This is a genomic window from Neobacillus novalis NBRC 102450 (assembly GCF_001591805.1).
In the GTDB taxonomy this organism is placed as follows: domain Bacteria; phylum Bacillota; class Bacilli; order Bacillales; family Cytobacillaceae; genus Neobacillus; species Neobacillus novalis.
Window position 1 is genome coordinate 45186 of sequence record NZ_BCVP01000033.1, and the last position, 18170, is coordinate 63355.

Below are 18170 nucleotides of genomic sequence, written 5' to 3' on the forward strand. Positions count from 1 at the left end.
AAATAGGAGAAATAATTGATAGTAGAAGGGAATAAGAAAAATGACTCAAAAAGTAGCACTCATCACTGGCAGCAGCCGGGGAATCGGTAAAGCAACTGCACTTCGGTTAGCCCAAGCAGGATATGATATTGTAATTAATTATGCGAGAAGTAAAAAAGGTGCTCTTGAAACAGCTGCACAAATTGAAGCATTGGGTAGAAAAGCATTCATTATCAAAGCCAATGTTGGTGATGTAGACAAAATTAAAGATATGTTTGCTCAAATCGATCAAGAATTTGGCCGTTTAGACGTATTTGTCAATAATGCAGCCTCTGGGGTGCAGCGTCCTGTTATGGAGCTTGAAGAATCACACTGGGATTGGACTTTAAATATCAATAGTAAAGCCCTATTGTTCTGCGCACAGGAAGCTGCCAAATTGATGGAGAGAAATGGCGGCGGGAAAATTGTCAGCATCAGTTCACTTGGTTCCATCCGCTATTTGGAAAACTACACAGTAGTAGGAGTCTCGAAAGCGGCACTTGAGGCTTTAACGAGATATTTGGCGGTCGAATTAGCACCGAAAAATATTGTGGTTAATGCGGTCTCTGGTGGCGCTGTCGATACGGAGGCATTGAAGCATTTTCCTAACCGTGAAGAACTCCTTCAGGAAGCAAAAGAAAAAACACCTGCTGGCAGAATGGTTGAAATTGACGATATGGTCAATTGCGTCATGTTCCTTTTGTCCGAGGAGTCAAGCATGATTAGGGGCCAAACGATTATAATCGACGGGGGAATTTCATTACTCGTATAGTAAAATTTTAATATAATTAATTTGGATAAACTCCACGGTGCATGGATACATTAATCACGTGGAGGTGATTACAATGGCAAAATTCAATCAACAGCCAAACAAAACTTCAGCTGGAACCAACGTCCAGGAAGTAAGACAACAAAACGCCCAATCTGCTGGCGGTGCAGGTGCTGCTGGTGCAGCCGGTGCACAAGGTCAATTTGGAACTGAGTTTGGAAGCGAAACAAATGCGCAAGAAGTAAAAAAGCAAAACCAAACTGCAGAAGCTCGTAAAAACCAAAATGCAGGTCAATTTGGCCAACAATAAAAAAATACTTAAAAAGAAGGCGCTCTTTTCCGAAAAGAGTGCCTTCTTTATTGTAGTGGACTTTTCGACAAAACTTCCCCCATGTCTACAGAAGTAGTCAAAGGAGAATACTGTTTGTTAAAGAATACATAATAAGTACGAAAATATAAGGCGGTGAGGGAAATGAATCATTTTAATCGATTAGTTTCCGAACAAATGGTAACGATGGAAAAACTATTGTATCTTCAGGCTGAGCTTGAGCGTTGTCAACAAATTGAAGCTGAGCTTCAGAATCTCCAGAATGCCACAAATCTTGAAAGTGTTCAGACGGACATTCAACAGATGAAGAAGGAATTGAAAGAAATCCAGCAAATTTTTGAAAAGCAGACAGAAGAGGTAATTAATTCATATCTGGAGACAAACTTAACACATTCCATGTAGATAGTAGAAAAAAATTCGCAAATTTTTACAAAGAGCCATGGATTTATGGCTCTTTTGTTTTAAATTCTGCTCTCAACCGTTATAATAATAGAAAATAGGAATTTTCTTTGTTGCCTTTTGTCGATATTTATTTAAAAAAATTTTAGAATAGGTTACAAAGCGTTCAGGAATGAAGGTAGGGGAGAACATGGGCGTACCCATAGAAGGTGAACCAATGCAAATACATAGCTATAAGCACAATGGGCACATCCATCGCGTCTGGGAAGAAACAACCGTTTTAAAAGGGTCGCAGCATTTAGTGATTGGTGGAAACGATCGCACCTTGGTAACTGAGTCAGATGGGAGAACGTGGATTACACGGGAACCTGCCATTTGTTACTTCCACTCACAATACTGGTTCAATGTCATTGGGATGATCCGGGAAGACGGCATTTATTATTACTGTAATATCAGTTCACCATTCATTTTTGACGGTGAGGCACTAAAGTATATTGATTATGACCTTGATATCAAGGTGTATCCTGATATGACCTTTAATTTACTAGACGAAGATGAGTATGAACGGCATCGCCGGGAAATGAATTATCCAGATGTGATTGATCAAATTTTAAAGCGGAATGTCGAAAAACTGATTCAATGGATTCGGCAGCGAAATGGCCCGTTTGCACCAGATTTTATTGATATTTGGTATGAACGTTATCTAACATACAGACGTTAGATGCTAAAAACCTGTTGATTGGTTTATCAACAGGTTTTCCTATGTCAGGAAGAAAAGGGGGCCATTTATACTTTGAGCAGCATTCGCAGGTACCTTCAATTTGTGAAACCATATCGACTGCAGATTATCGGAACGGTCATCATTGGGGTGATTAAATTTTCCATTCCGCTCATCATTCCACTGCTGATTAAATATGTAGTTGATGATATCGTCGGGAACAATGCCTTATCCCACGACGAGAAGCTTAATAAACTAATGCTTATTATGGGTGTGATGCTAGTTGTATTTGTCATCCTGAGACCGCCTATCGAATATTACCGCCAGTATTTCGCCCAATGGACATCTAGTAAAATCCTCTATGATATTCGTGATACGTGTTTTTCACATATTCAAAAGTTGAGCTTCAAATATTATTCAAACACCCGCGCAGGTGAGATAATCTCACGTGTGATTAATGATGTAGAGCAAACAAAAACCTTTGTTATTTCCGGATTAATGAATCTTTGGCTTGATATTGCTACCATCATCCTTGCCATTATCCTAATGTTTTCAATGAACGCTAAATTAACGTTAGTATCGATTGTGCTGTTCCCACTTTACGCCTTTTCAGTGCGTTACTTTTTCGGGAATTTACGCAAGCTGACACGGTCGCGCTCTCAAGCACTGGCAGAAGTCCAAAGCTATTTACATGAGCGCGTGCAAGGAATGCCGGTAATTAAGAGCTTTGCGATTGAAGAATATGAACAAGGTCAATTTGATAAGCAAAATAAAAACTTTTTAGAAAAGGCATTGCAGCATACAAGCTGGAATGCGAAGTCCTTTTCAGTGGTTAATACGATAACGGATATTGCTCCATTACTCGTTATTGGTTATTCCGCCTATTTGGTCATCCAGCATCAGCTGTCACTTGGGACAATGGTTGCGTTTTTTGCCTATATTGACAAACTTTATAATCCACTAAGAAGGTTGGTCAATTCTTCAACAACTATTACTCAATCCTTTGCATCGATGGACAGGGTATTTGAATTTTTGGATGAGAAATATGATATCGTTGATGGCCCGAATGCGCGGGTGTGCAGTAAAGTTTATGGAGATATCTCTTTTGAGAATGTTTCTTTTTCCTACGACAAAAATGAGGAAATGATGTTAAAAGACATTCATTTAGATGTGAAAAAGGGAGAAACAATTGCACTTGTAGGGATGAGCGGTGGCGGGAAATCAACACTAGTCAGTCTGATACCTCGTTTTTATGACGTGACAAAGGGAAGAATTACATTAGACGGTGTAGATATCCGGCAATTTAAGGTTCAAACGCTAAGAGACAAAATTGGTGTCGTTTTTCAGGATAATATCTTATTTAGTGAATCGGTTAAGGATAATATTTTATTAGGGAAGCCAGGGGCATCGGATGAGGAAGTTTATCAGGCGGCTAAAGCGGCGAATGCCCATGAGTTTATCTTAAATCTGTCAGACGGATACAACACCAAGGTCGGCGAACGAGGCGTCAAACTTTCTGGAGGTCAAAAACAACGCGTTGCGATTGCCCGCGTATTTTTGAAGAATCCACCCATCTTAATACTTGATGAGGCAACATCGGCATTGGATTTAGAAAGTGAACATTCGATTCAAGAATCACTTGAGGAGCTGGCAAGGGAACGGACCACTTTTATTGTGGCCCACCGGCTGTCGACCATTACCCATGCGAACCGAATTGTCCTGATTGAGCACGGACAAATCGTAGAAGTGGGAACACATGACGAACTAATGGCCAAACAAGGAAATTATTATAGATTATTTCAAGTGCAGCAACTTGAACAAACAAAAACCGAGGCAGAGTAATTGCTTCGGTTTTTCCTAGTCTTGGCTTTCTTCTTCAATCGATACTTCATTTTTGTGATAGGAATGAAAGCTGGTAATCAATGTATCAAGATGTTCGACTTGTTCAGCATAATCAATAACCGAGGCGACAATCTGCATTGTATGATAAAGATGCGGATTATTATGGTCGGCAGATTCACTCTGATGAGTGAAAAAGTAGTCGAATAACTCCTTTTTGTTTAAGTAAACATGCTCCTCATGATAGGGAGGCGGCGTTGGGATTTTTCCAATGAATCTAAGTAAGACCTGTTCATGATGATAAATAAGGCTATCAACCTGTTCCTGGATGGATTGCTTGAAATTTTCCGGAAGGTGAAGCAGTTCGTTTTCAAACCGATGCAGCCTTTTTAAGGTATCAAGTGCTTTTTTTGCCGTTAAGTTCAATTGTCGATAAATAACAAGCTTTCTCGATTTTTCAAGATTCTTTTTAGAAAAATAACCTCGTTCTTCCTTGTACATCTTATAAAACTGATCCATCGTCTGGATTTCTTCTTTTAATTTCTTTATATCTGTTTTGAGAAGCTGGTGATCATAATCATGGCGTGTACTTAAGCGAATCCACTTAATAATTTCCTCAGTTGTGGCAACAATTTTAAAATAAAGCTTATTTTCATACTTTGGCGGGATAAAGACGAGATTGACGATAAATGCTGAAAATACCCCGATCATGATTGTGGAGAAGCGAATCCCGGCAAATTGAATAAAGCTTCCGCTTTGTGTTTCCATAATTGATATTAATGTTACGAGTGAGAGTCCAATTGTATTCTCTAGTTTGAGTTTAAGATTAATAATAATCACGATGATTGCGGCTAAGCCGATAACGATAAAATGGTTTCCTAACAGGAGAACCAAGATGACAGCAAGTAAAGCCCCTATGATATTTCCTTGGATTTGTTCAATAATAGTTAAATAAGAGCGATAAATGGTCGGTTGAATCGCAAATATTGCTGCAATCGCAGCGAATACGGGTGAAGGCGAATGGAACAACTGACTTAAGTATAGGGCTAAAACAATTGCTATTCCCGTTTTTAAGATGCGGGCACCTAACTTCATTCTAAAAAAATTCCTTTCAAAATTACGTATTTGTTTTTATTTTGCTCACTAACAAACAATTAAGTACTATACATGGATTAAAACATATAATCAAGAGAAATTATATGAATTTAACTTGTAAATATTTCGGAAAATTGCGACAAAAAAATTAACGCCCCAAATGCAGAGGACGTTAATTCGTTCGTTGTTTCATTACTCTGTTGATACAGCCGGGTCAGCCTGTTCCTTAACAGGAAGAATTTGTACAAAGTGATTTTCTGGCTGGGTTAAAAGACCTCGGAGCTGATTTGCTTCATCAAGCTGGCCATTCTGCTCAAGCAGGTCAGTATATTTACCTAATAGCTCGTTAATATCCTGTATTCCTTTATGGGATAAATTTGAAACCGATACCTTAGCTCCCTTAGCAATCCTTCGTGTAATTGCGTCGATGGTTAGACCCATTTCCGGCTTATGCCGAATATAGACGACGCCGCCCGTCATACCAGCACAAATCCATGGTCCCGGATCTCCTAGCACCAGGCCGCGGCCATTTGTCATATATTCAAAGGCAAATCCTTTTATATTGGCATTTGCACCGATATTCCCGGCTTCTTTTTCAGGAAGCGGTTTTTTTACAGTGCCGCCGATGATTATATCAGCACCAGAGAGGCGGATTCCAGCTCGGGCATCAGCATTGCCCTGGGCAACTAGGAGTCCTTTTTGTGCCCCATATCCAAAGCCCTTCCCAACAGAGCCATTATAATATTGGCCATTTTTCCCTTTTGACTTCAGCACGTGGATATTTCCGCCAAAGGAGGTTTTCCCAACACCGTCCTGTCCGCCGCCGTTTACGGTTATTTCGATGCCTTCACTATTATAGGCGCCTAAGCCGTTACCGGGAATGGAACCTTCCTTATACTTTAGCTGAACAGGAGATAGCTGCTTGTAGGAGCCATCCAGTCTGCCCCTGACACGGTGGCAGGAAACTCGGCTTCCGAGCACGCGCTGTTCAGATGTGACATTGGCGAATTCTCGCGATGAATGAAGCTGTTCAACACTTTCATCAAGATATTCAGCTCCTGCCGCTACCTGCATTTGAACTTCTTCGATTGATTTTGAAGCTCTCATTTTAGCTAATTGGCTAATTTCCAGCGGTTTTAGCAAGTAGGAAAGGCTAAGCAGCTGTTCACCATTTACCTGCTCTAATAATTCTGAATGACCGACAGCATCTTGGAGATTTCTGATTCCTAATGATGCAGAAAGTGCTTTTAATTCACGTCCAAAAGCAGTAAAAAGATTCATGATGCCCTGAACAGCTAATTCTAATTGCCGGGGAACAAATCGTCTTAGCCCATGTTCCTTAGCCTGTACTTCTGATTCAATCTGGGTGGCAATTCCAACATGGCATGTATCCAAATGGCAGCCGCGGCAGGTCGTACAGCCAATCGCGAGCATTGATAATGTTCCAAAGCCAACACGGTTTGCTCCAAGAAGCATAATCTTCATGACATCCATCGCGCTCTTCATTCCGCCATCAGCCCAAATTTCTATTCTATGGCGAAGACCGCTTTCTAAGAGGGCATTATGCGCTGCTTTAACTCCAATTTCGACTGGCAATCCGACGTGCTGGAGGGCATGAATTCTTGCTGCACCCGTACCTCCGTCAAAGCCGCTCAAGGTGATAATGTCTGCGCCTGCTTTAGCGATACCGACAGCAATGGTTCCAATGTTTGGAACGACTGGCACCTTGACTGCAATTTTTGCTTGATCATTAGCTGTTTTTAATTCTAGAATCATTTGGGCTAAATCTTCAATAGAGTAGATGTCATGGTTGTTTGATGGTGAGATTAAATCCGAACCCAGTGTTGCATTCCGCGCTTCCGCGACTTTTACAGTCACTTTTGAACCCGGTAAGTGACCACCTTCCCCGGGCTTGGCGCCTTGACCAATTTTTATTTCCAAAAGATTGGATGAGTTTAACAGTTCAGCATTGACCCCAAACCTTCCTGAGGCAATTTGTTGTCCTCTAGTCTTTGGATATTTGCCGAGCATATCCTTAATTTCGCCGCCTTCACCATTCATGCTTACCATGTTTAAGCGGTCAGCCCCTTCTGCATAGGCCCTGAAGGCAGTCTCATTCTGTGAACCGAAGGACATTGAAGAAATAAGAAACGGCAGATCATGGCTGCCGACACGAATATCGACATTGTCAGGGGATAATGGCTTATGACTCTTCTTTAACTGAACTAAGTGACGAATGGCAGTTGGATTCGCTGCTTCCTGTTCCGAGATTTTATCACGGTAAACACTGTAATCTCCAGTTGCAGCTACCTCAGAGATAGACTTCCAAATACGCGGGAAGAGGTGAAAGGTTTTTCCGACCCTTTCCTTTTCATTCTGGTAAGCTTCTGCTCTATTTAAAGAATCCAGCTTCATTGCCTCGAAATCGGCCGCTAATTCGTTTGAACCAAAATAGTTAACGATGTTTAAAACATTAGCAATGTCTTCATGTAATCCGATGCTTGAAAATAATCGGCCATAACCGCGGAGCTCGTGGATTCCTATTGTAGAGATTACTTTTTCCAATCCCTTCGTTAAAGCGCTATAAAGGTTTGTTAAAGGCTTAGTGGAGTCATCATAGACCGTTAAAAACATGTAATACGGACTAATCAAATCTGCGCCTAAGCCAAAGGCCGTAATGATATCGCGCAGAGAGCGTATTGACGCAGAACGCAGCACTAATGAACAGTCGCGTCTTAACCCCTTACTGACTAATGCCTGGTCAATCGCAGATGTTACTAAATGTGGGTCAAGCCAATAGTAATCTTCTTGATGTGCCTTAGCGTCATCAAGGATAAGCAGCGTCTTTCCAGACTTTACAGCTTGAACTGCTTCAAACTCTAGCCTTTCAAGTGCCTTCTCAATCTCCTCGTTTTTAGTAAATGTCATGGAAATAAACGCCGTTAACTTTTGCTCCTGAAAATGCTGGACAACTTGATCAAAACTCGGCTGGCCTAAATGCTCCGAACAAGTGAATCCGGCTTTTCCCTCTAATAATAGTGGGGAAGTCAGTTCAATCACTGTTGCTGTTTGTTCTGTTAAAAATAATGTCGGACGTTTGCCGATAATCACACGAGTGGAGAAATGCTCGGTTTCCCGGTCTCGGTCAATTGCAGGATTGGTAACAACGGCAACACTTTCTTTTATATAATCGGCAAGATTAACTCGTTCAGGATTAAGGGCTGCAAGCGGTGCGTCGTAGCCAAGGGAACGGATCGGCTCCACGCCATTTTCAGCCATTTGTTCGAGTAACTGGATATGATCCCGCTCCCAGCCAAAGGCTTTATATTGGCCATTATGAATCCTATCAGGGTAATTCATCGTGACGGTTTTAGTGAGAGAGGGGGGTTCCAGACGCAATCTTGAGCCACTAAGATTCAGACGCTTAGAAAACCGGTAATATACTTCGAGCTGGTAACGATCTTGCTCGTAAACTTCTAATTTTTCATCGTTCCATTTAAAACCAATCTTTTCTCCAGGTGCCAAAGGTTTTGGGTCGTTCACATACTCACTTGAGGATATGATTCCCGGTTCTGAAGAAAAGAGAAACGAGCTTTCAGTTTCGAGCATCCACAACGGGCGGAGACCTAGTGCATCAACACTAAATACCGATTCATCACCAAATCTCGAAATAATTCCTGCGGGACCTTGGGCAAAGTGCCCCCAGGCTTCTCTTAAATAAGTATATAAATCTTGGAGATTATCAGAATATGCCTTCATTTCATTGATAATTGGCGGGAAGAGTAGGTCAATCGCTTCGAATAAAGAATAGCCGTGACGGCAAATTAACGTTTCCATCGTCCGGCTTACATCTTGGGAGTCACTGCCGTCTTTAACAAGCGGCACACCAATCATTCTCGCTTCATCACGAAGCTTGGAAATAGTATTAATTTCCCCGTTATGACCTAAGACACTAAAGGGCTGGACTCGGAAAAAGCTAGATAAGGTATTGGTCGAAAATCGATTATGGCCAAGCGTCATGGTAGATGCAACAAGCGGGTTCGCTAGATCATGATAGTAGCGCGGGAGAATGTCTCCGGCACCCATTACTTTATAAACGACATGGTTTTGACTTAATGATGCTACATGAACATGCTCATTCAATTCAAAATCGATTAGCGCATCAAACAGGACCTTCGTTAATTCTTGGCCAGATTGAGCTGAAAGGCAGGCGAATTGCCAAAAGACGGGATCTTCTTGAATCGCGATTGGACCGAGTGCGGAGGAATCTGTTACCACATCTGTTTCAAAAATTAACTCTAGTTTATAGTTTGCTAGTTTTTTAAGTAATTCCCGTTTAATCGAACCCCAGTCTGCTTCTTGACTGATAAACACATGACCAACGGCAAATTCCTCTTTGTCGGCATGGAGCGGATTGATATTTCGCTTGCGTAATTTTTGCTTCCAAAGCTCTGTTGGGATGTCCATATGAATGCCAACTCCGTCACCTTCACCATTAATAAAACCAGCGCGATGACTCATGGTCACGAGGGCATCTATGCAATCGAAAATATTTTTTCTCGTTGGCCGTTTGCTCTTTTCGAGGCAAGCAACGATTCCGCAAGCATCGTGCTCTTGTTTGTGGAAATCTTGAAAAAGGGAAGGACTCCATTTTTGTGTCATCTTGTTTAGCTTCATCGGTACAACCGCTAAAGCCGCTCACCTCCTATAGGGAAATATTATTTGTAGTAGTAAAAGATTGTTCCTTTAACGGGGCACCAAGGTAAAGGGTTAAACAGAAAAATAATAAGTTAATAGTATCATATGAATATTCAGAAATCAAATAATTATACATGAATATGGATATAAAACTGAGGCTAGAAACATGGTGGGAATACGCAGGAAGGTACCGATGTAACCGTTTTCAACAGATGATGAAAAATAAAAGAGAGTGATTTTCACTCCCTTTTGTGTATGAAATATGAATGTTTATTCGCCGTTTAGTAAGGTGAATGCATTATTTACTGCGTGAAGAGTTGCTTCAACATCCTCTTCTGTGTGAGCGATGGTCAGAAACCATGCTTCGTATTTGGAGGGAGCAAGATTAATTCCCTGCTGGAGCATCAGTTTGAAAAACTTTGCGAAAATTTCACCATCAGTGTTTTCCGCTTGTTGATAATTTTCAATTTTTTCAGATGTAAAATAAACGGTAAAGGCACCTTTCAAGCGATTAATAGTGATTTGAATATCATGTTTCGCAGCGGCCTCTAATATACCTGCTTCTAGCATTGCCCCTAACCGGTCTAAATAATCATAAATGCCGTCTTGCTTTAATACTTCCAAGCAGGCGATTCCTGAGAGGATAGAGGCTGGATTTCCAGCCATTGTTCCAGCTTGGTATGCAGGTCCAAGCGGTGCCACTGTTTCCATGATTTCTTTCCGGCCGCCGTAAGCTCCGATTGGCATGCCGCCGCCAATAATTTTTCCAAGTACAGTTAAGTCAGGCTGGATGCCTAATAAATCCTGTGCCCCTCCGTACATGAACCGGAAAGCCGTAATGACTTCATCATAGATTACAAGTGCGCCAGCTGCATGAGTAAGATCATTGACTTGCTGCAAAAATCCTGGTTTTGGCTCAACGATCCCAAAGTTTCCGACGATTGGCTCTACTAATACCGCTGCAATTTGGGGTCCCCACTTTTCTAATGCTTCTTTAAATGGTTCGATATCGTTGAAAGGTACTGTTATCACTTCTTGAGCAATGCTTTTTGGCACCCCAGCCGAATCAGGTGTCCCAAGCGTAGAAGGCCCAGAGCCCGCTGCAACGAGGACTAGATCGGAGTGACCATGATAACAGCCGGCAAATTTGATGATTTTGTCGCGTCCAGTATAGGCGCGGGCAACGCGGATGGTTGTCATTACCGCTTCAGTTCCTGAATTCACAAAGCGCACTTTATCCATCGAAGGAACCGCTTCTTTCAGCATTTGGGCAAATTTCACTTCGTGTGGGGTTGGGGTGCCATAAAGAACCCCAGACTCTGCCGCTTTTTTAATTGCTTCTGTAATATGCGGATGGGCATGACCAGTAATAATTGGACCGTAAGCTGCCAGGTAGTCAATATATTGATTACCGTCGACATCCCAGAAGTAAGCACCTTGGGCACGTTCCATGACAACAGGAGCACCGCCGCCAACCGCTTTATAGGAACGTGAAGGGCTGTTCACGCCGCCGACAATATGTTTTAATGCCTCGTTATGTAGACGTTCAGAGTTTGAAAACTGCATATTTTTCCCTCCTAAAATTAATTCATCCCTATTTTATCACTATTTTAGTTTCCGTTTAATTTTTTCAATTTTTAATGAAGTTCAGGACGGTTGTGTTAACACTCTTATTTAGCTAAACTATTTCATTAGGGTAAGTTTCAGGAGGTTACAAGGATGAATAATGCAATTGAGGTACAAAAATTAAGAAAAGAATTTAAAGCCTATTCCAGTCGTTCGGGGCTAAATGGGGCATTTCGAGATTTATTCACAAGAAATTATAAAATTGCTACCGCCGTAAATGATATTAGTTTTACTGTCAAAAAAGGTGAAATGGTCGGTTACATCGGCGAAAATGGGGCAGGGAAATCGACAACAATTAAAATGCTGACAGGAATCCTGACTCCGACTTCCGGTCAAATTACCGTTAACGGAATGAATCCACACAAAGAGCGGGAAAAATTTGTCCAAACCATCGGTGTTGTTTTCGGCCAGCGTTCGCAATTATGGTGGGATATCGCTGTTCAGGAGTCATTCCGACTGCTGAAGAAAGTGTATAAAGTGTCGGATCAACAATATGACGACCACATGAATCATGTCATTCGAACCTTGGATATCGAGCCGCTTCTCGATAAGCCTGTCCGTAAATTATCGCTTGGCCAACGGATGCGCTGTGAATTGGCGGCAGCGTTAATTCACAATCCACCGTTACTATTCTTAGATGAGCCGACAATTGGCCTAGATGTACTGGTGAAGTTGAAAATTCGTGAATTTTTAAAAGAAATTAATGAGAAATATAACACGACGATTCTGCTGACAACCCATGACCTTACTGATATTGAAGCATTGTGCGAGCGGGTCATCATGCTTGATGAAGGGAATGTGATATACGACGGGCCTCTTAAGAATTTAAAAGAAACTTTAGGCGAAGGAAAAGAGCTCCAATTCCAGCTCCTTGAAAAGGTGGATCTGGCAGCTGTTAAACATGTAACAAGCGGTATGCCTGTTAAATGGGAATTCGATAAAAAGGAACTAATCTTCACAGCAAATATCGAGGACAGCGATGAACTTATTTCGCAGGTTATTGCCGCGGTCGCTGCCGCATTTAAAATTAAAGACATGAAAATTAACGAAACCTCTACAGAAGAAATCATCCGTAATATTTATGAAAAGGGTGCGGTCGAAGTTGGATAAATATTTAGAAATGATTAGAATTCGTTTTTTAATGATGCTCGCCTACCGGACGAATTATTATACGGGGATTTTTATTTATAGCATAAATATCGGGGCCTATTATTTTCTATGGACGGCTATTTATGGCGGGAAGGAGCAAATTCAGGGGCTGTCTGTCATCCAAATGACTACCTATGTCGCCATTTCCTGGATGGCCCGGGCGTTTTACTTCAACAATCTTGACCGTGAAATGGCGATGGAAATCATGGAGGGGAAAGTGGCTGTTGAGCTCATTAGACCTTACAATTATCTTGGGATGAAGACGATGCAGGGTTTAGGCGAAGGAATTTTTCGCTTGTTTTTCTTTTCGGCACCAGGTCTTGTCATTGTTTATTTCATCTTCCCAATCCGATTCACCTGGGATCTAAGCGTATGGGGTTTATTTACCATCTCTATCCTGCTGAGTTTTTTAATTAATACGCAGCTAAATTTATTAACAGGGATAACGACTTTCTTCTTATATAATAATATGGGGCTGATTCGGGCGAAACGTGTGGTCATTGATTTGTTCTCCGGCCTGCTCCTCCCGATTAGTTTTTTTCCCGGCTGGGCACAAGGGATTATGAAATACCTTCCCTTTCAAGGAATCAGCTATATACCGAGTATGATTTTTACGAAAGGCTTTTCGCACCAGCAGGCAATCGAAGCGCTTGGACAGCAGTTATTATGGGTAATCATTTTAGTCATCCCAATCCAATTGTTGTGGCATGCGGCGAAGAAACAGCTGGTAATTCAAGGGGGCTAAGTGTTGTTTTATGTATCGATGTTTTTTCAATATCTATCGCAATATTTAAAAACAAGACTACAGTATCGGGCTGATTTGTTTGTAGAGTTTTTCTCGGATTTACTTTCGCAGGCGATCAATCTGGTCTTTATATTAGTCGTTTTCGGCCACACTAATATGCTTCATGGCTGGAACCGGGACGAAATTATTTTTATTTATGGCTTTTTCTTAGTTCCTTACGCGGTCTTTTCTGCGTTTTTTAATATTTGGGATTTTAATGAACGCTATATTGTGAAGGGGGAACTGGATCGGATTTTAACAAGACCAATCCACAGCTTGTTTCAAATTATTCTTGAACGACTGGAACTGGAATCTTTATTCGGGGCACTTACCGGGCTTGCAGTGATGTTTTATGCCGGCAGCAGGCTGGGAATTGAAGTGCACTGGTATCATCCGTTCTTGTTTATTGTGTTTGTAATCGGCGGAGCGCTTGTGTATGGCGGTGTGTTCATCATGCTTGCCTGCATTAGCTTTTGGGCCGATGCAAGAACATCGCTCATGCCGATGATGTACAATATTAGTAACTACGGCAGGTATCCGGTCAATATTTATAATAACATCATCCGCTTCGTCTTAACTTGGATTCTGCCGTTTGCGTTTGTTGGCGTCTATCCTGCGGCGTTTTTCCTTGGAAAAGAAGAATGGTATTGGTATTCATTCTTCACTCCGGTAATCGGGATTATCTTTTTTGTTTCCTCGGTGCTCTTATGGAATCAGGGTGTTAAGAAATATCGCGGAGCGGGGAATTAATAAGACTTGGATATTTTATTGTCCAAGCCAGCATAGAAATAGAGTAACCTATCTGAATTTAGAGGTGGTCCTCGGTGTTCTATTTCTTGCTGCCAGTTGTTATCTTTTGTATATTTATGAGTTTAAGAACCTTATTCATTCCTAACACGATAAGAGGAAAATTTGTCTCTGTTGATAATTTTCTTTATTTGGGGACAGTCTATTTAACCGTAATCCTTGGATTTGGATTAATTTATCTGCTTTTTCATTTAATTGGTTTGCCACTACTTAAAGAAGTGAATGAGCACCCGAAGAGTAATATTTTCGAAACAAGTTTTTATTTTAGCGCTATGACACTTTTTTCAGTGGGTAATGGTGATGTCCTGCCGCAGGGTGTGGGAAGAATTATTGCTGTAATTGAGGCGTTAATTGGTTATACGCTGCCCGCTGCATTTGTCGCGCGAGTCATGTTAAATAGAGATAAATAATCATATCGATTTGCGAGAAGGTTGTATTATCGGGAAAGATTAGTTACGCTATCAATAAGGAATATTTTACAATTGGAGTGATATTAAGTGACAATTGAGATAGGGAAGCAAGCGCCTGATTTTAAGTTAGAAGCAAACAATGGTGAGACAATTACTTTAGCAAAATTTCGTGGCAAAAATGTATTGCTTTATTTTTATCCAAAAGACATGACTCCTGGTTGTACGACTGAAGCATGTGATTTCCGGGACCAATTTCAGCAATTTAAAGATTTGAATGCGGTAATCCTAGGGGTTAGTCCAGACCCGGTCGACCGCCATCAAAAATTTATCGAAAAATACGGTCTGCCATTCTTGCTACTTGCCGATACGGACCACGAAGTCGCAGAAGCTTATGGAGTTTGGAAGTTAAAGAAAAACTTCGGGAAAGAATATATGGGGATTGAAAGATCAACATTTATAATTAATCAAGACGGCACCCTTGCTAAGGAATGGAGAAAGGTTCAAGTCAAGGGGCATGTGGAGGAAGCATTATCCTACATACGTGATAACCTATAATTTTTCTACGCCTATTTTCTCGAGGAAAGGCATTTGTCCAATGCAACAAACCTTAATTTGAATATCATTTTATTAGGGCATACCTCCTCAGATAAATTTTGGGTCCATAGCGGCCCTTTTTTTTATGCTTAAAAAAGATATCTTCATTCTGAGTATTCTAAATATACATATAGGTGTTATTATAGAGGAAAATAATCACTTCCTGCCTGTCGAAGGGGAAGAGCCAAAAAGGGAATCGAGGGGGGTTTTTAAATGAAGATTTATACAAAAACAGGTGATAAAGGAACAACCTCACTAATTTACGGGCAAAGGGTAGCGAAGAACGACATGCGCGTGGAGGCCTATGGGACGTGTGATGAAACAAATTCCATGATTGGGCTTGCACTTAGTCATTTAAATAATGAAAATTTTCTAGGGAAAGAAATAATTGAAAATGCATATCATAAAATACAAACAAATCTTTTTCATGTGGGAGCAGAATTAGCTACCCCAAAAGGTAAGGAAGTAAAGTGGTCACTCAAATCTTCCGATGTGGAGGAAATGGAAAAACAAATCGATGATTGGGACGTGACACTTCCCGATTTAACGAATTTCATTCTGCCAGGAGGACACCCTGCAGGTGCTGCGTTTCATGTTGCCCGAACAATTGCTAGAAGGGCAGAAAGGTGTGCGGTTATTTTGGGTGATGACGTGAATCCGCTTGTATTAGCCTATTTAAACCGGCTTTCGGATTTATTGTTTGTGACCGCTCGATATGTAAACCATCATTTAGGGGCTAAGGAAAAGACCTTGCACAGTTAAAAAAATAGAAACAATTCGGTAAGTGAGATTACAATATTGACAAAAGTACAAATTACCTAGTAAAATTAATTGTAACAATTATAATATAAGAATATTTTTTGGAAAGAAGGTGCATGGCGATGAATCATTTAAAAGAAGCGTTGGATTCCCTGAAGGATACAGGGGTACGAATTACTCCACAACGTCATGCGATACTTGAATATTTAATAAACTCGATGTCACATCCTACAGCAGATGAAATATATAAAGCCCTTGAAGGGAAATTTCCTAATATGAGTGTGGCGACGGTTTACAATAATTTACGAGTATTTCGTGAAGTTGGTCTTGTAAAGGAATTAACTTACGGTGATGCATCTGCACGTTTCGATTTTGTAACCTCGCATCATTATCATGTCATTTGTGAAAAATGCGGAAAAATTGTAGACTTTCAATATCCAGGCTTAGATGAGGTGGAGCATCTTGCTTCACATGTGACCGGCTTTAAGGTGGAAAATCACCGGATGGAAATTTACGGTTCCTGTCCTGAATGTGCAAGTAAAGAGGTACATTAACAAAATCTTTGAGAAAAAAGGATGACTTACCATTCACGGCTAGAAGCCATGAAGGTAAGTCATCCCTTATTTATTTTCCCGATTTTTCTTATTATAGGTTTCGTCAAATTCTTTACCTTCGAGTTTTGGATCAAGTGTTAATGGTTCCCGGCAATACATGCACATATCCACTTTCCCAAGCATTTTTGTTTGCTTTCCGCAGCTTGGACACTTTACGTGGACACTTTTTGTTGATAACATTCCAATCCAGAAATAAACAACAGTACTCGCAATAATAAAAAGAAGACCAAAGAGCATGAAGATGGTCATAATAAGTGGTGAAGTACGAAAAAAGATACCACCATACATAACAATGAAGCCGATGAAAATTAGTGATAATGCAAAGGTACGAATTTTATTTATTTTACTCGAATATTTTGCCATGTTGAAACTCCCTCCTAAAAAAACTATACCATATTTACGAAAAGAGAAAAAATTATGCGACAAGAATGTCGAAATTTGTCTTGGTCTCAAGGAGGATATTTAGTTTCACTGTCGAACATATACCATACCCGAAAAAAATGGAGGAATGATGAATGGAAGACATCCTTCGGCCTATTTATCAAGAAAGGGCGAGCCAATCCAATACTCTAGGAGTGTTGTTGATTGAAAAAAAACAAAAATTAAGCCACATCACTGATTCATTTGATGTTATTCTCTTGATAATTATAAAAGAGGCAGATCAGCCATTATTCATAAAGCACTATACGTACAACAACAAAAAGGCTGCCATGCATGTCGTTGCCGAAACCAAGCTCCAAGAATGGCTTCTACTAGGCACAAATCGAAAAATATTTGAATGGCTTAATGATGCCAAAATCCTTTTTGACCGAAATGAATACGTTGCAAATTTAAAAACTGAACTGCGGGAATTTCCTTTTAACGGACGAAAAATCAAAATGGGCGTAGAATTTGCTAAATTAATACGTCGTTATGTCGATGGAAAAGCATTATTCGAAAGCAAACAGGTTTTAGATGCTTATAATCATGTTGTCCATTCCCTGCACCATCTTGCGAGATTAGCGGTAATTGAAAATGGTCTTCACCCAGAGCTTACAGTTTGGCAGCAAGTAAAACAAATCGAACCGGAAATATATAAATTATATGAAGAACTGGTTAATAGTGAAGAGACACTAGAGAAAAGACTTGAACTGTTATTCCTTGCAAGTGAGTTCATGATTCATTCCAGGACAAATATTGGAACATCTCATTTATTGGAAGTACTCAGCGGCAGGGAATACTGGTTCTTTAATGAAATGATGAATGAAAAGGATTTAATCCCTTACTCTGTTGATCTTGCAGTGCTGCTTGAGTATTTAATTGAAAAACATCTAATAGATGTAGTAAATATTGAAACTAAAGGTCATGGGGTTTTTCATCGCGGATATTGTGTCCATAAAAAATTATCGTAAAAAAACAAAAAAGGTATTGACCTTTTATTGTTTGCTTGGTATATTAATAACCGTCGCTGCGAAACATTCTAATAAAGTTTTCGTGAGTGACGGTTTGAAAAAAAGTTATTGACATTTAGAAAAGCTTTATGTTATATTAACAAAGTCGCTTATGAGCGATTATAAGATTGTT

17 protein-coding genes are annotated in these 18170 nt (G+C 40.4%); 13 read left to right on the forward strand and 4 right to left on the reverse strand.

Going from position 1 to position 18170, the window contains the following annotated elements:
* Nucleotides 1-40 precede the first annotated feature (40 nt).
* The 5 genes from fabL (at nt 41) to BANVL01_RS21255 (ending at nt 4074) form a co-directional block, all read left to right on the forward strand.
* Entirely contained in the window at nt 41-790 is a 750-nt protein-coding gene (gene fabL / locus BANVL01_RS21235; protein ID WP_066083820.1) for an enoyl-[acyl-carrier-protein] reductase FabL, read from the forward strand.
* A 73-nt stretch (nt 791-863) separates the two neighbouring features.
* Nucleotides 864-1097 (forward strand): gamma-type small acid-soluble spore protein, encoded by a 234-nt coding sequence (locus BANVL01_RS21240; protein WP_066083822.1) that lies wholly within the window; start codon nt 864-866, stop codon nt 1095-1097.
* A gap of 162 nt (nt 1098-1259) precedes the next feature.
* Complete coding sequence (locus BANVL01_RS21245; protein WP_066083824.1) at nt 1260-1517, forward strand: YgaB family protein; 258 nt, start codon at nt 1260-1262, stop codon at nt 1515-1517.
* Between the two features lie 187 nt (nt 1518-1704).
* A complete protein-coding gene (gene ntdP / locus BANVL01_RS21250; protein ID WP_066083827.1) occupies nt 1705-2235 on the forward strand; it encodes a nucleoside tri-diphosphate phosphatase in 531 nt (176 codons plus the stop codon).
* Nucleotides 2236-2307: 72 nt separating this feature from the next.
* Nucleotides 2308-4074: an ABC transporter ATP-binding protein gene (locus BANVL01_RS21255; RefSeq protein ID WP_066083830.1), complete on the forward strand. Its 1767-nt coding sequence runs from the start codon at nt 2308-2310 to the stop codon at nt 4072-4074.
* A 15-nt stretch (nt 4075-4089) separates the two neighbouring features.
* Here BANVL01_RS21255 and BANVL01_RS21260 read toward each other — a convergent pair whose 3' ends face one another.
* The 3 genes from BANVL01_RS21260 to BANVL01_RS21270 form a co-directional block, all read right to left on the reverse strand.
* Nucleotides 4090-5166: an FUSC family protein gene (locus BANVL01_RS21260; protein ID WP_066083832.1), complete on the reverse strand. Its 1077-nt coding sequence runs from the start codon at nt 5164-5166 to the stop codon at nt 4090-4092.
* A gap of 192 nt (nt 5167-5358) precedes the next feature.
* Entirely contained in the window at nt 5359-9828 is a 4470-nt protein-coding gene (locus BANVL01_RS21265; protein WP_066096203.1) for a glutamate synthase-related protein, read from the reverse strand.
* A 306-nt stretch (nt 9829-10134) separates the two neighbouring features.
* Nucleotides 10135-11430 carry a glutamate-1-semialdehyde 2,1-aminomutase gene (locus tag BANVL01_RS21270; protein ID WP_156482379.1) on the reverse strand — a complete coding sequence of 432 codons (1296 nt, stop codon included), beginning with the start codon at nt 11428-11430 and terminating at the stop codon, nt 10135-10137.
* A 153-nt stretch (nt 11431-11583) separates the two neighbouring features.
* Here BANVL01_RS21270 and BANVL01_RS21275 point away from each other — a divergent pair, with 153 nt between their 5' ends.
* The 7 genes from BANVL01_RS21275 (at nt 11584) to perR (ending at nt 16547) form a co-directional block, all read left to right on the forward strand.
* Complete coding sequence (locus BANVL01_RS21275; RefSeq protein WP_066083841.1) at nt 11584-12600, forward strand: ABC transporter ATP-binding protein; 1017 nt, start codon at nt 11584-11586, stop codon at nt 12598-12600.
* A complete protein-coding gene (locus tag BANVL01_RS21280) occupies nt 12593-13384 on the forward strand; it encodes an ABC transporter permease (protein ID WP_066083843.1) in 792 nt (263 codons plus the stop codon). Before BANVL01_RS21275 ends, BANVL01_RS21280 begins: the two co-directional genes overlap by 8 nt.
* Nucleotides 13385-13387: 3 nt before the next feature.
* Nucleotides 13388-14173, forward strand: coding sequence for an ABC transporter permease (locus tag BANVL01_RS21285; RefSeq protein ID WP_066083845.1), 786 nt, complete (start codon nt 13388-13390; stop codon nt 14171-14173).
* Between the two features lie 116 nt (nt 14174-14289).
* A complete protein-coding gene (locus BANVL01_RS21290; RefSeq protein ID WP_066096206.1) occupies nt 14290-14640 on the forward strand; it encodes a potassium channel family protein in 351 nt (116 codons plus the stop codon).
* Nucleotides 14641-14727: 87 nt separating this feature from the next.
* Nucleotides 14728-15195: a thioredoxin-dependent thiol peroxidase gene (bcp, locus tag BANVL01_RS21295; RefSeq protein WP_066083848.1), complete on the forward strand. Its 468-nt coding sequence runs from the start codon at nt 14728-14730 to the stop codon at nt 15193-15195.
* 252 nt (nt 15196-15447) lie between these two features.
* The gene (locus BANVL01_RS21300; RefSeq protein ID WP_066083849.1) at nt 15448-15996 is read left to right on the forward strand and encodes a cob(I)yrinic acid a,c-diamide adenosyltransferase; all 549 of its coding nucleotides are present in this window, start codon (nt 15448-15450) and stop codon (nt 15994-15996) included.
* Between the two features lie 113 nt (nt 15997-16109).
* Complete coding sequence (gene perR, locus BANVL01_RS21305; protein WP_066083852.1) at nt 16110-16547, forward strand: peroxide-responsive transcriptional repressor PerR; 438 nt, start codon at nt 16110-16112, stop codon at nt 16545-16547.
* 66 nt (nt 16548-16613) lie between these two features.
* Here perR and BANVL01_RS21310 read toward each other — a convergent pair whose 3' ends face one another.
* A complete protein-coding gene (locus BANVL01_RS21310) occupies nt 16614-16970 on the reverse strand; it encodes a YgzB family protein (RefSeq protein ID WP_066083854.1) in 357 nt (118 codons plus the stop codon).
* 152 nt (nt 16971-17122) lie between these two features.
* On the opposite strand from BANVL01_RS21310, the gene BANVL01_RS21315 reads away from it, so the two are divergent.
* Complete coding sequence (locus BANVL01_RS21315; protein ID WP_066083856.1) at nt 17123-17998, forward strand: nucleotidyltransferase-like protein; 876 nt, start codon at nt 17123-17125, stop codon at nt 17996-17998.
* Nucleotides 17999-18170 lie beyond the last annotated feature (172 nt).

Excerpts from the sequence above, each read along its gene's own strand:
- BANVL01_RS21260 (WP_066083832.1), bottom strand. The coding sequence starts at position 5,166 with ATGAAGTTAGGTGCCCGCATCTTAAAAACGGGAATAGCAATTGTTTTA.
- ntdP (WP_066083827.1), top strand. The coding sequence starts at position 1,705 with ATGGGCGTACCCATAGAAGGTGAACCAATGCAAATACATAGCTATAAG.
- BANVL01_RS21275 (WP_066083841.1), top strand. The coding sequence starts at position 11,584 with ATGAATAATGCAATTGAGGTACAAAAATTAAGAAAAGAATTTAAAGCC.
- BANVL01_RS21300 (WP_066083849.1), top strand. The coding sequence starts at position 15,448 with ATGAAGATTTATACAAAAACAGGTGATAAAGGAACAACCTCACTAATT.
- BANVL01_RS21245 (WP_066083824.1), top strand. The coding sequence starts at position 1,260 with ATGAATCATTTTAATCGATTAGTTTCCGAACAAATGGTAACGATGGAA.
- BANVL01_RS21240 (WP_066083822.1), top strand. The coding sequence starts at position 864 with ATGGCAAAATTCAATCAACAGCCAAACAAAACTTCAGCTGGAACCAAC.
- BANVL01_RS21265 (WP_066096203.1), bottom strand. The coding sequence starts at position 9,828 with ATGACACAAAAATGGAGTCCTTCCCTTTTTCAAGATTTCCACAAACAA.
- BANVL01_RS21290 (WP_066096206.1), top strand. The coding sequence starts at position 14,290 with ATGAGTTTAAGAACCTTATTCATTCCTAACACGATAAGAGGAAAATTT.
- fabL (WP_066083820.1), top strand. The coding sequence starts at position 41 with ATGACTCAAAAAGTAGCACTCATCACTGGCAGCAGCCGGGGAATCGGT.
- BANVL01_RS21270 (WP_156482379.1), bottom strand. The coding sequence starts at position 11,430 with ATGCAGTTTTCAAACTCTGAACGTCTACATAACGAGGCATTAAAACAT.
- perR (WP_066083852.1), top strand. The coding sequence starts at position 16,110 with ATGGCGATGAATCATTTAAAAGAAGCGTTGGATTCCCTGAAGGATACA.
- BANVL01_RS21315 (WP_066083856.1), top strand. The coding sequence starts at position 17,123 with ATGGAAGACATCCTTCGGCCTATTTATCAAGAAAGGGCGAGCCAATCC.
- BANVL01_RS21310 (WP_066083854.1), bottom strand. The coding sequence starts at position 16,970 with ATGGCAAAATATTCGAGTAAAATAAATAAAATTCGTACCTTTGCATTA.